Raw genomic sequence first — 12,269 nt, 5'->3', positions numbered from 1 at the left:
ATTATATATAGAAAATAACCTACGATAACAAACTTAAATGGCGTCAGTGACCGTAGCGTTTTGCCATCGGTCGCGCTTGACCGCTTTCATAAAGGCACGCATCTTAGCAGCATCTTTTTTGCCTTTATCAACCTCGATACCACCACTGACATCAACGCCGTAGATGGGCAGATTTGATGTCTCTGCGACATTTTGCGCATCAAGACCACCAGCCAGTACAATGGGTAACGCGCTGTCATGGGGAATGAGACTCCAGTCAAAGCGCTGCCCTGTCCCGCCATATGCCGCTTGATGATACGCATCCAGCAAAATACTACTGGCACCTGCATCAGCAAACTGTGCAACCTGAGCACGAACGCTATCGGGCGTGTCTTGCTCTACATTGATACGCAATGCTTTGATCCAGCGTTTATTGACACGGCTTGCCAGCTGCTCGCATTGTTCGGGCGTTTCATCACCGTGAAACTGAAGGATATCAAAAGGTACATCGTTTGCTAATTTGACTAGCTCTTCTTTAGGCATATTGACCACTAACGCCACCACGCTCACAAAAGCAGGCACGGCAGCACTCAATGTCTGTGCTTGCTCTATCGTGACCGCACGCGGACTTGGCGGATAAAACACCAAACCGACTGCGTCTGCACCTAACTGTGCCGCAGTCTGTATGTCACTAAGCTGAGTAAATCCGCAAAACTTAACGTGCATTTTGTGACCTTGGATTTTATATACATAAATCTGACATCGATTATAGCGGCATCAGATAGCGTCAGACTAAAGATAAATCGTGAGATATGATGAGAATTTGTTACGCAAACGGCAAAGCCATTGCATCCAAAAACTTATCCTAGCATACTTTTATGCCGAGTTTTGTTTATGATTGCGATTGATTCATATAGGGATACTTTGATGTCAAAGACTACTAACAACAATGGTAGCAATAATAAAAACAATGACAGTAGCGATAGCGACAGTCCGTTGCATTACTTGATGTGGTTTCGTCGAGATTTGCGCATTCATGATAATACTGCATTGGCAGCACTGTGCGAGCGGGCTAATGAAGACAATGCATCGGTATCCGCCATATTCTTTTTGACACCTGAGCAGTGGCAACAGCATGACACCTCTCTGGTGCAAGTCGACCATATTGCCCGTACGTTACCTATACTAGCAAAGGATTTGAAATCACAACTGAATATCACTTTAACAGTACAGCTCTGTCCAAGCTTTTCTGACTGTATAGAGTCTCTGACGAGCTTATGCAAGGACAACGACATCAGCTGCGTCATGGCTAACCATGAATACGAAGGCAATGAGATTGATCGTGATGAGGCATTGAGTGAGCAGCTTGCAAAAGACGACATCGAGTTTGTCCGCTGGCATGACCAATGTAACTTGCCACCGCTGAGTATTACGACAAATGACGGCGATAGTATGTATAAAGTCTTCACGCCGTTTTATAAGAAATGGCGACATACGCTAGACGTTAGCACCATTCAAATGCATGACGCACCAGCAGTCGACTGCGATGATAAAATCGAGCTAAAATCATCGAAAAATAGTGCCTATACAGCTGACGATATCAAAGCCCTCAGTGAAGAAATGCTTGGTGATTATCAAAAGACGCTGCAAAAAGAGGACTCGTTACAGCATATCGATATAAAAGCCCAACTCACTGCCGCAAGGGACGCCTATCCTGCAGGGGAGTCTGCTGCTTGCCAGCGCTTAGATGAGTTTGTCGCTGATGATATCAATGACTATGATGTCAGCCGCGATGTGCCGCACCTGCATGCCACCAGTCAGCTATCCGCTTATCTCACTATAGGCACTATCAGCCCTCGGCTCTGTTATTTACAAGCCAGCAAAGTACAAGAAAAGCTACACGGTAATGATGGCGATAATGAAGATATCGACCGCTGGATAAGCGAGCTTGCTTGGCGAGATTTTTATCGTCATGTGCTGATCGATAAGCCAAACCTGATTCGCCATAAAGCGTATAAAGAGGACACTGACACCAAAGTGAGTTGGTCATACGATGAAGAGGATTTTCAAGCATGGTGCACGGGCAAAACAGGCGTACCACTCGTTGATGCGGCGATGCGCTGTCTAAACGCTACTGGATTTATGCACAATCGACTGCGCATGGTCACAGCAATGTTTTTGACCAAAGACTTGTTGATTGATTGGCGCTTGGGTGAGCGCTACTTTATGCAGCAGCTCATCGATGGGGATTTTGCCTCCAATAATGGCGGCTGGCAATGGAGCGCATCAACAGGTACTGACTCAGCACCCTACTTCCGTATTATGAACCCCTTTAGCCAAGGCAGCACTCATGATAAAAAAGCGATATTTATCAAAACGTGGCTACCAGAACTAAAAGACATCCCCGCGAGCACTTTGCATAGTGAGGATAAAATGCGTAAAGCACTGGCGAAGGGTGGAGACTTTGCAAATGCTGACTACCCTGCGCCAATGGTCGAACATAAATCAGCACGTAAGCTCGCCATTGCTGAATTTAAAAAAGAGTAAACTAGCTATTAGTGACTGCTGGCAACTGGCATGCGCCTGCACCCTGCGTGTTGACCGTCACGACAGCACCCGTTAAAGCAAACAGCTGCTGCAATTGCGTTTGAGCATTTTGCAGCGCCATGTTCATGACATCTCCTCGGCAGGCACGCTCTAGCACTTCTTTTTTTGCCATGATTTGTGCTTGCGCCAATATCTTAGGATCAACTTGCATCATGCCAAAAGCGCCTGTCTGCCAGTCATAAATCTCGATATCATCTAAATATACTGAAAATATCTCTGTAGGTGGTAAGGTAATATTGATTTGTGGCATGGCTGAGGCAGGTGCATTATTCGCTGCTTGCTCATCCTCTGCACCAGTTATAGTCTGAGTAGGCTGAATGACCTGCACCATCTCAGGCGTCAAAGCACTCAGATCAACCCCTGCTTCGACGCGGCCATGAGCGATGAACAGCGCTTTTTGTTCATCTTGCCACAACTTCATCCAACTCCCTGGACGCTCACTCGTAATCACCGTATCAACACTAAACGCGACGGTATGGAGTCTGTTTAATTGCTGGATTTGCGTGACCACGCCTTCTCGAGTAATGGTTTCTATCGGTTCTTCTTCTGTGATTTTTTGCGCGCTATAAATAGCAAAAACGATGGCTGCTAAGCCAATGAGTAATATTACCCAAGACATCATGGCAATAGGCTGCTTCGCTGGCTTGTGGGTGCCATTGGTATTGTTCATATCAGGAGTACTCATAGAAGTTACCTTTATAAAGGTGCATCGTTATAAGAGTGCATCGTTTTTCAGATGACCAACGGTTTTATATAATTAAAACAAATACTTAACCTGTAAATGCGACTATTGTGCAGTAAATTCAAGTAGTGGCTACCAATCTTCTACATAATACATAAATCAGGCAATCTCCAAAACATACATTACCTTTGGCTTAAAAGCTTATAAACAAGTCAATTATTTGAGCCTCATCTCAGCCTTTGTATAACGTTCGGTCTGAAAATATAAAAAGTCATTGCGTCTTAGGCGAACTTTACCTAACATAGTCAGATTGTATGTATAAAATGTCAGTCTTTTAGCATTATCAGGCTCTTGCCCTGAATATCTTGCATTTCGGCATATTCATACCTCAAATCAAATTTGCCTCTCTTGTTTACTCTTATAAGAGCGGTTCTTACTGATGTGCTTTTTTATACCAGCATGTGAGTAACTAGGAAATACCCTAGAATATTGCTAAGTGATAAAGGTAAGCTTGCGGCGGCAATGAAACGATTAGCCATACGCTCAACATCCTACTATTTCTTATTTTTTTATCGTTGATAAGGTTACGCTTTATTTATGAAAGCCAGTCAATTTTTATTTGCCACACTAAAAGAAACCCCAAGTGATGCCGACATCGCCTCAAGCCAATTGATGGTGCGTGCTGGTCTTATCCGCAAGATCGCTTCTGGATTGTATATTTGGTTGCCCATGGGTCTGCGTATTTTGCAAAAGGTTGAGCGCATCGTTCGTGAAGAGATGCAAAACATCGGCGCACAAGAGTTGCTGATGCCGATGACGCAGCCTGCTGAGCTATGGCAGACCAGCGGACGCTTTGAAGACTACGGCCCTGAGCTACTGCGTTTCAAAGACCGTCATGATCGTGACTTTGTGCTGGGTCCAACGCATGAAGAAGTCATCACCAATCTGGCAAAAGGCGAGCTACGTAGTTATAAGCAACTACCGATTACTTTCTTTCAGATTCAAAGCAAATTCCGTGACGAGATTCGTCCACGCTTTGGTGTGATGCGCGCACGCGAATTTACCATGAAAGATGCTTACTCGTTTCATATCGATCAAGCCTCACTTGCTGAGACTTATCGAGATATGTACGACGCCTATACTCGTATCTTTAGCCGTTTGGGTTTTGACTTTCGCGCGGTACAAGCGGATTCAGGCTCTATCGGCGGCTTTGCCTCACATGAGTTTCATGTTTTGGCAGACAGTGGCGAAGATGACATTGCCTTCTCAACCATCTCTGACTACGCAGCCAATATTGAGCTTGCTGAAGCCATCAGCACAGGCGAGCGTCAGCCTGCGACTCAAGAACTGACCAACGTTGATACCGTTAATATGCCAACCTGCGAAGCAGTTGCTGAGCATTTAGACATTCCACTTGCCACCACCGTGAAAACCTTGATTGTCAAAGGTCATACGCCAGAAGGCGAAGAGCAGTTGGTTGCGCTGGTACTGCGCGGCGATCATACGCTCAACGACATCAAAGCGGAAAAAATCGAAGAAGTAAACACGCCGCTGACTATGGCGAGCGAAGAGGAGCTAAAAGCCGCAGGACTGCTCAAAGGCTATATCGGTGTCGATCTAGATATCCCTGTGTTCGTCGATCGCGCAGCGGCTATTCTCTCTGACTTTGTCGCTGGTGCCAACGAAGTCAACAAACACGCAACCGGAGTCAATTGGGATCGTGACGCGCACATCACACGCATCGTTGATATCCGCAACGTACTCGAAGGCGACGCCTCACCTGATGGTCAGGGAACCCTACAAATCAAACGCGGTATCGAAGTTGGTCATATCTTCCAGTTGGGTGATAAGTACTCACAAGCACTTGGCTGCAGCGTCTCAGGCGAAGCTGGCAAGCCTGTAACCTTGATGATGGGCTGCTATGGTATCGGCGTCAGCCGCATCATCGCGGCTGCCATCGAGCAAAACCACGATGATAACGGTATCATGTGGCCACAAACGCCTGATGTAAAAGACTCACTTGCGCCTTTTGAAGTGGCTATCGTACCGATGAAGTCAAAAGAAGAGACGGTCATGCAGACTGCCACTGAGCTTTATGAGACGCTAAAGGCCAAAGGTGTCAATATCCTACTGGACGATCGTAACGAACGCCCAGGAGTGAAGTTTGCTGATTTAGAATTGATTGGTATTCCACACCGTATCGTCGTGTCTGATCGTAACATCGCTGAAGACAAATACGAATATGTCAATCGTCGTGACGGTGAAAAAGAGTTGCTTAGCCGTGACGAGCTACTGGCAAAACTTGGCTGTGAATAAATCGTAGTCCAAGCATACAGCGTCAGTAAATTGAACGTCAGATATGTTTGATTTGAGACACAAGAAAAGCGCCTATCCCATTAAATGAGATAGGCGCTTTTTTGTACGACTTATAAATTATTGGCGAATCAGGCGACTCGGCGCAGGCAATAGTGCCATATCGCTAACACGGCAAGGATTTATATCGATACCGCCGCGGCGTGTATACCATGCGCGTACCATCAACTCACTTGGCTCATAATGCTCGCTCAAATCTGCAAATATCTGCTCAACACACTGCTCATGAAAGCCGTTATGCTGACGAAAACTTAATATATAACGTAGCATATTTGCGTTGTTAAAAGTCTTGTCAGTCATTATCGACACGGCTAGTGTGCCCCAATCTGGCTGATTGGTCACAGGGCAATTACTACGCAGCAGATTAGAATAAAAAACATAAGGCTGATTGCTGTTATTTGCCACACGTTCACTGCTCGCTTCTGTTACATCATTACTCAACAGTGATGCATCCGGATGCTCAGTTAACTCGATTTTTCCCGTGCTACCTGCCAATGCGTCATCAATACAAATACCTGTTGGCTGGGCTATTAGCAGGCTTGCTGCATCATTCAGCGCAAATAGTTCTACCTGTACTTCCGCTTGCAAACAGGCTGACAGGTCTTTAGCGATCAACGCTTGAACGTCATTCCAACTGGCGAACTCAGTAAAATTGATACTGTTCAAATATAGCTTGAGCGATTTTGACTCTACGATAAAGGGCGAGCTGGCAGGAATACTAAACCGCGCCATCGCCACTTGCGAAATACCTTGTAGATTTAACCAAGAGATCTCGAATGCCTGCCACCAATCTACGCCGACCGTTAGTTTGTCAGCGTGCCAACCAATCACATCACGTCCCATACTACGTGCAATAGGATATAGCGTCTCTGGGCTATACTCAGTCGGATAATCGGTGGTTTGTTCTCCTAAAATACCATGAATACTCATTTACTTTCCTACTATTTAATCGTTAAACCCTAACTGCTCAACCGACAGCGCTTTGGGCATCGCTATCGCTTCACACGCTGACCATCACAAGCGCACGCGCGAACCGTTACTGAGCAAGCGATAAGCAATGGTATAAAATATTGCACAAAATACAAAAATCGCTGCCATCGAATACCAAACGTTGACATCAGAATAGCCAAGAATACCGTAACGGAAAGAGTTGACCATATAGACGATAGGGTTTAATAGCGAGATGTTTTGCCAAAATGGTGATAAATTTTCCATCGAATAGAACACGCCGCCAAGATAGGTCAGCGGGGTCAATACAAAGCTTGGAATGATAGAGATATCATCAAATGATCGCGCAAACACCGCATTGATAAAACCGCCTAGTGAGAACAAAATAGACGTGCCAAGTACCGTAAATACAGTGACAAATAAATGCTCGATACCGAGGTCAGTAAAGAATAACGCGACAATCGAGACAATCACCCCGATAGCCAGTCCACGGAAGATACCACCGCTGATATAACCCATCAAAATTGCATGCTTGGAGACGGGTGAAACGAGCAGCTCCTCGATACTAGACGTGAATTTGGCACTAAAGAAGCTTGAGACCACGTTCGAGTAACTGTTGGTAATGATCGACATCATGATCAAACCTGGTACGATGAACTGCATGTAGGGCACGCCGCCCATCTCACCCACGCGCGAGCCAATCATCTTACCAAAAATGACAAAGTACAAGCTCATCGTAATCACTGGCGGTAAGAGCGTCTGCGGCCAAATACGCAGAATACGGCGCACTTCTTTGAACCAAATAGTACGAAACGCAATCCACTTTTTACTCAGTGACATCGTTTTATTATGATCGATTAGTTCCTGACTCATAATCCCGCCTCCTTCATGCTGTTTGCACTTTCAATATTTTTGTCAACCAAGCGCATAAACAACTCTTCTAGACGGTTGGCTTTATTACGCATACTGCCGACTTTGATGCCTTTATCGGATAACTGATCAAAGACACCATTTAATGACTCGCCTTCTGTCAGGGTGACTTCTAGCGTCTGCTTATCTGGCTGGGAGATGTCTGTCACTCCAGTCAGAGCCAATTGCTCATTGAGCGGCGTCTCTAGATCAAAGACAAACGTCTCTACTGACAACTGCGCCAATAAATCTTTCATTTCTGTATTGATACGAATCTCACCGTGATCCAAGATCGCAATACGTTTACACAACTGCTCGGCTTCTTCGAGATAATGGGTGGTCAATATAATCGTGGTGTTTTCTTCGATATTGATCTGCTGCATAAACTCCCACATCGAGCGGCGCAGCTCAATATCGACACCCGCTGTGGGCTCATCGAGAATCAGTAATTTTGGTTTATGAATCAAGGCGCGCGCGATCATCAGACGGCGTTTCATACCGCCAGATAAATCACGTGATTTGCTGTCACGCTTATCCCAAAGCCCCAGTGCTGTCAGCAGTCTTTTTGCGCGTGGTTTGGCTTCTTTTGCTGGAATACCAAAGTAACCTGCTTGCGTAATCAAGATATCTTCGACTTTCTCAAACATGTTGAAATTAAATTCTTGCGGTACTACGCCAAGGTACTGTTTGGCAATCGAAGGGTTCTCTAATAAATCTGTCCCAAAAATATGGACACTACCCGTTGTTGGCTTAAATAGTGAACTGATAATGCCAATCATGGTAGACTTACCTGCGCCATTTGGGCCAAGCAGTGCAAAGAACCCACCTTGTGGTACGGTTAAATCAACCCCTTTTAACGCCGAAAACCCATTGTCATAGGTTTTGGATAAGCCTTGGATAGAAAGTGCTGGTACATCAGACATGAAGACCTCTTATTTTTTATCAATTTGTATAAAACACGATTTTAGAATAATAGGCCGTGTTGAACATTCGACTGTCATTATCATACTGACCGAGGCCATATAAAAATGTTCAACACGCTCTACTATCTAGAAGACACGGTGTAATCTCATAAAATGAGGCTGCTAATCGCAAATTTCAACTGCTTTATATTTGAAGTACCGTATTAATAATACTTATTATAAAAAAGCGCCTATCTCATTACTGAAATAGGCGCTTTATCAATAACTGTTGTAAGAGCCAGCAAAGCCGTTAGCAAAAATTAGCTTGCTTCTGCAACCATATAGTCTACAGCGTTTTGGACTTCTTCATCAGGGATGTCCGCGCCGCCTTTAGCAGGCATCGCATTGAAACCGTTGATAGCATGGGTATATAGCGTATCTTTACCTTTCGCGATACGTGGTCCCCAAGCGCCAGCATCACCAAAGATAGGTGAACCTAACAAACCAGCGGCGTGACAAGTATGGCATACCGCATTGTATACTGCTTTACCATCACGAGGACCGTCACCAGCAGATGGGCCAGATGAGCGTGCTGTTACGTCACACACTTCATCGTCTTCAAAACATACAGTTGCAACAGGTTGAATACGCGCAATCAGATTAGGATACAAAGCAATCAGCTTTTGTACTTGCGGCGTATCTTGCGGAATCGGCTCTTCGTCAGCTTCAGGCGCTGCAGCGGCGGTCTCTTCACCTTCTGCTGGAGCGGCACCATCAGCAGGTGCAGCGCCATCTGTTGTGTCTGCAGCAGCTTGGGGCTCACCACCTAGCGTTTGAGGCGCCTCTTCTACGACTTCTTGGCCTTCTGCGACGTCAGTCACAGTTACAGGCGTGTCGACAATATCTTCAGCTTGGCTCACCGCGATACTAGCGATTCCTAGAATGGCAGCTGCCGATAACATAACTACTTTTCTCATTCGTCACGTTCTCTTATTACGTATACAAGGACTAGCACAGCGCAGACATTCTGTCTGTCCTCCTTTGACGACCTCTAAGTCCTCAATAGCAGACAGCCATCCCGCGTGCCAGCGCACTTGCAATCGGTGATTATAAATATGAATTTTCCCCAACATTATAAGGGAAAAGGCAGGTAAATTGCCATGCTTGTTTAATGACTTGGCTGTTTTTTCTTAAAAAACCTCAATCACGACTGTCATTTATTGGCTTTATGCGTTTTATTTGTTAGACTAAGCGGTCTTTATTTCTAGGCATCTTATGCTGGTTATCATGCGCATCTAAGCGTGACATTCAGACATATCGTTATCATATGCGCTCGTAGCTCAGTTGGATAGAGTATCGGTTTCCGAAGCCGAGGGTCGTGGGTTCGATTCCCGCCGGGCGCACCAATTACGATGCTTACAACCTCGCTCTACCCTTCCTTAGTGCTATCTTAAACTGCTCATACTCATCAAACCTATATATCAAAATGTTGGCAGTCTTTCTGTGTGCGCATACATCTAGCGCTCTCATCTATATAAATCACTCCGCATCTTGTAAGTTGGCAGTCAATTGAGCACGGCTGGGCACACGGTGATAATTAATCACGGGTATTTCACCCAAACGACGCTGACCTTCAGCAATTTTTTTATCAATGGTAATCATCGCGATTTTTTTGCCTTGTTGGCTGATGAGCAAGTGTTTTGCCTTACGAGTGACTCGATAAGCAGGAAAATACTGCTTTAATAATGCGGATGTTTTTTGCAGGGCATCATTCGGTACTGTATTTTTTGACTTGGCACTACCGTGCTTTTCGCCTGCTTTTGCCCCGCGCGATTTCGCTACCAACCATAAGGCCATGATGATGGCGATTAATATGACAAGCCACCAAATTCCGTCTATCATAAGTAAAAATATCCATTACTAACAAAGGTTGGCTCATGTTAGCAGAATTATCACCAGCGGTAATAGCAGAAGTAAAACTTGCGGCAACATTGTTGGCATCGAAAGAGCGCATTTGCATTTTGACAGGGGCAGGCATTTCAGCCGAAAGTGGTATTCCGACGTTCCGAGATAAGCAAACGGGCTTGTGGGAAAACTACGGCGTCGAGGATTTGGCCACTCCTGAAGCATTCGCTCGTGATCCAAAGCTTGTATGGTCGTGGTATCAGTGGCGCAGGCAGTTGGTGGCTGATAAAGTACCAAATCCAGCCCATCATGCATTGGCTCAGTGGCAGTATCATGCGCAAACCTCCGAGCAGCAAGTCACACTTATCACGCAGAATGTCGATGACTTACATGAGCAGGCTGGAAGCGCAGTAACTCATTTGCACGGTCATCTGTGGCATGATCGCTGTGGTCAGTGTGAGATACCTTATCTAGAACAATCAAGAGCCGCCTATATTAAGCAAGATACGATACGTTTTGATGATAAGCTGATTACTTGTCCGCATTGCGACGGTTACATCAGACCAGATATTGTGTGGTTTGGCGAAGCACTACCTGTACAAGCATGGCAGACTGCCGAAGAGGCTGCGGCTAACTGTGATGTGTTTATCAGTATCGGTACCTCAAGCTTGGTCTACCCTGCGGCCGGACTCTCACAGCTAGCCAAGCAAAATGGTGCGCAAGTTATCGAGATAAACCCTGACCCAACACCGAATACCATCGTCGATATCACGCTAATAGAAAAAGCTGGAGTGATTTTGCCGTTACTTATAGAAGAGATTACTGCGTTATAACTGCGACTGCTTAATGTCATTACCTGATAAACAATAAAAAAGGCTTAACGATTGCTATCAACCGTTAAGCCTTTACTATACTAATAGCCAATCAATATCTATTGCAATACCGCGTCCACTTTCGCCAAGTAATCTTCTTTTAGCTCGTCGCTGATAAATGCCGATCTAAATGAGTTTTTTACTAACGTAATAACATCCTCTTCTGTTATCGGTAGATTCTCATGCAAATTAACAAAGTTTTGATTCACGTAACCTTTGAAATAGGCAGGATCATCTGAATTGACGCTGATATTTAGACCATAATCCAAAAGCGCTTTGATATTATGCTCTTTGTAATTATCAAAAACTCGCAGTTCGATATTTGAGTTCGGGCAAACGGTTAGTGGCATTTGCTCGTCTTTGAGTCTCTGCATCAGCTCTGGGCTTTTTATAGACTGCACACCATGATCGATTCGATTGATATTCAATAAGTCTAGCGCTTCGTAGATATATGAAAAGTCCGCTTCTTCGCCTGCATGAGCGACCAGTTTAAAGCCTGCTTCTTTGGCTTTTTGAAAGACTTCTTTGAACTTCGATGGTGGGTTACCAAGCTCTGATGAGTCCAGACCGACACCGATGATGTCATCTTTAAATGCCAGCGCTTGCTCTAATGTTTCAAACGCTGCTTCTTGTGATAAATGGCGTAAAAAACACATGATGATACAAGATGTGATGCCGTACTTTTCTTTGGCATCTGCTAGTGCTTCTTTGATACCTGTGATGACCGCTTCAAAAGCCACGCCGCGTTCGGTATGCGTCTGCGGGTCGAAGAATATTTCTGTGTGGATGACATTGTCTTCAACACACTTAAGAATATATTCCCACGTCAAATCATAAAAGTCGTCTTGGGTAAGTAAGACATTTGCGCCAGCATAGTAGATATCTAAAAAACTTTGCAGATTATTAAAGTTGTAGGCGGCGCGCACGTCTTCTACGCTGTCATAAGGGATCTCTACGTTGTTCTTTTTTGCCAGTCTAAACATCAGCTCAGGCTCTAATGACCCTTCGATATGTAAATGAAGTTCCGCTTTTGGTAGTTTCTGTATTAAATCAATCATAGTATTCCAATAATGGTATTATCGAGACGAGCTG

Annotated in this window: 11 protein-coding genes and 1 tRNA gene; 4 read left to right on the top strand and 8 right to left on the bottom strand. The window is 45.0% G+C overall.

The features are described 5' to 3' along the window. Positions 1 to 33: 33 nt before the first annotated feature. Positions 34 to 705: a phosphoribosylanthranilate isomerase gene (locus AC58CZ_RS12140; RefSeq protein WP_093069531.1), complete on the bottom strand. Its 672-nt coding sequence runs from the start codon at positions 703 to 705 to the stop codon at positions 34 to 36. Positions 706 to 906: 201 nt separating this feature from the next. On the opposite strand from AC58CZ_RS12140, the gene AC58CZ_RS12135 reads away from it, so the two are divergent. Then, positions 907 to 2,526 carry an FAD-binding domain-containing protein gene (locus tag AC58CZ_RS12135; protein ID WP_494224640.1) on the top strand — a complete coding sequence of 540 codons (1,620 nt, stop codon included), beginning with the start codon at positions 907 to 909 and terminating at the stop codon, positions 2,524 to 2,526. 1 nt (position 2,527) lies between these two features. Here AC58CZ_RS12135 and AC58CZ_RS12130 read toward each other — a convergent pair whose 3' ends face one another. After that, on the bottom strand, positions 2,528 to 3,271 hold the full coding sequence (locus tag AC58CZ_RS12130; RefSeq protein WP_494224641.1) for a DUF4230 domain-containing protein: 744 nt from the start codon (positions 3,269 to 3,271) through the stop codon (positions 2,528 to 2,530). 594 nt (positions 3,272 to 3,865) lie between these two features. Between AC58CZ_RS12130 and AC58CZ_RS12125 the strand changes: the two genes are divergently transcribed. Further along, on the top strand, positions 3,866 to 5,584 hold the full coding sequence (locus tag AC58CZ_RS12125) for a proline--tRNA ligase (protein WP_494224642.1): 1,719 nt from the start codon (positions 3,866 to 3,868) through the stop codon (positions 5,582 to 5,584). 117 nt (positions 5,585 to 5,701) lie between these two features. Here the strand turns inward: AC58CZ_RS12125 and queF are convergent, their stop codons facing one another. The 4 genes from queF to AC58CZ_RS12105 all read right to left on the bottom strand — a co-directional run bounded on the left by queF (position 5,702) and on the right by AC58CZ_RS12105 (position 9,377). Continuing rightward, complete coding sequence (gene queF, locus AC58CZ_RS12120) at positions 5,702 to 6,571, bottom strand: NADPH-dependent 7-cyano-7-deazaguanine reductase QueF (protein ID WP_494224643.1); 870 nt, start codon at positions 6,569 to 6,571, stop codon at positions 5,702 to 5,704. Positions 6,572 to 6,655: 84 nt separating this feature from the next. Next, a complete protein-coding gene (locus tag AC58CZ_RS12115; protein WP_057762348.1) occupies positions 6,656 to 7,429 on the bottom strand; it encodes an ABC transporter permease in 774 nt (257 codons plus the stop codon). A 29-nt stretch (positions 7,430 to 7,458) separates the two neighbouring features. Then, entirely contained in the window at positions 7,459 to 8,421 is a 963-nt protein-coding gene (locus tag AC58CZ_RS12110) for an ABC transporter ATP-binding protein (protein WP_058024026.1), read from the bottom strand. A gap of 299 nt (positions 8,422 to 8,720) precedes the next feature. Continuing rightward, positions 8,721 to 9,377 carry a c-type cytochrome gene (locus AC58CZ_RS12105; RefSeq protein WP_494224644.1) on the bottom strand — a complete coding sequence of 219 codons (657 nt, stop codon included), beginning with the start codon at positions 9,375 to 9,377 and terminating at the stop codon, positions 8,721 to 8,723. Between the two features lie 352 nt (positions 9,378 to 9,729). Between AC58CZ_RS12105 and AC58CZ_RS12100 the strand changes: the two genes are divergently transcribed. After that, positions 9,730 to 9,806 (top strand) — tRNA-Arg (locus AC58CZ_RS12100). A gap of 133 nt (positions 9,807 to 9,939) precedes the next feature. Here the strand turns inward: AC58CZ_RS12100 and AC58CZ_RS12095 are convergent. Further along, positions 9,940 to 10,302: a hypothetical protein gene (locus tag AC58CZ_RS12095; RefSeq protein ID WP_494224645.1), complete on the bottom strand. Its 363-nt coding sequence runs from the start codon at positions 10,300 to 10,302 to the stop codon at positions 9,940 to 9,942. Positions 10,303 to 10,337: 35 nt separating this feature from the next. Here AC58CZ_RS12095 and AC58CZ_RS12090 point away from each other — a divergent pair, with 35 nt between their 5' ends. Then, positions 10,338 to 11,138, top strand: coding sequence for an NAD-dependent protein deacylase (locus tag AC58CZ_RS12090; RefSeq protein ID WP_494224646.1), 801 nt, complete (start codon positions 10,338 to 10,340; stop codon positions 11,136 to 11,138). Positions 11,139 to 11,236: 98 nt separating this feature from the next. Here AC58CZ_RS12090 and AC58CZ_RS12085 read toward each other — a convergent pair whose 3' ends face one another. Further along, positions 11,237 to 12,235 (bottom strand): adenosine deaminase, encoded by a 999-nt coding sequence (locus AC58CZ_RS12085; protein WP_494224647.1) that lies wholly within the window; start codon positions 12,233 to 12,235, stop codon positions 11,237 to 11,239. Positions 12,236 to 12,269 lie beyond the last annotated feature (34 nt).

Source organism: Psychrobacter sp. CR212, from assembly GCF_059693765.1.
The sequence above is the reverse complement of the archived record's forward strand: the minus strand, read 5'-3'. Positions and strand labels throughout refer to the sequence as shown.

Coding starts and splice junctions, on each gene's coding strand:
- AC58CZ_RS12140 (WP_093069531.1), bottom strand. CDS start 705: ATGCACGTTAAGTTTTGCGGATTTACTCAGCTTAGTGACATACAGACT.
- AC58CZ_RS12135 (WP_494224640.1), top strand. CDS start 907: ATGTCAAAGACTACTAACAACAATGGTAGCAATAATAAAAACAATGAC.
- AC58CZ_RS12130 (WP_494224641.1), bottom strand. CDS start 3,271: ATGAGTACTCCTGATATGAACAATACCAATGGCACCCACAAGCCAGCG.
- AC58CZ_RS12125 (WP_494224642.1), top strand. CDS start 3,866: ATGAAAGCCAGTCAATTTTTATTTGCCACACTAAAAGAAACCCCAAGT.
- queF (WP_494224643.1), bottom strand. CDS start 6,571: ATGAGTATTCATGGTATTTTAGGAGAACAAACCACCGATTATCCGACT.
- AC58CZ_RS12115 (WP_057762348.1), bottom strand. CDS start 7,429: ATGTCACTGAGTAAAAAGTGGATTGCGTTTCGTACTATTTGGTTCAAA.
- AC58CZ_RS12110 (WP_058024026.1), bottom strand. CDS start 8,421: ATGTCTGATGTACCAGCACTTTCTATCCAAGGCTTATCCAAAACCTAT.
- AC58CZ_RS12105 (WP_494224644.1), bottom strand. CDS start 9,377: ATGAGAAAAGTAGTTATGTTATCGGCAGCTGCCATTCTAGGAATCGCT.
- AC58CZ_RS12095 (WP_494224645.1), bottom strand. CDS start 10,302: ATGATAGACGGAATTTGGTGGCTTGTCATATTAATCGCCATCATCATG.
- AC58CZ_RS12090 (WP_494224646.1), top strand. CDS start 10,338: ATGTTAGCAGAATTATCACCAGCGGTAATAGCAGAAGTAAAACTTGCG.
- AC58CZ_RS12085 (WP_494224647.1), bottom strand. CDS start 12,235: ATGATTGATTTAATACAGAAACTACCAAAAGCGGAACTTCATTTACAT.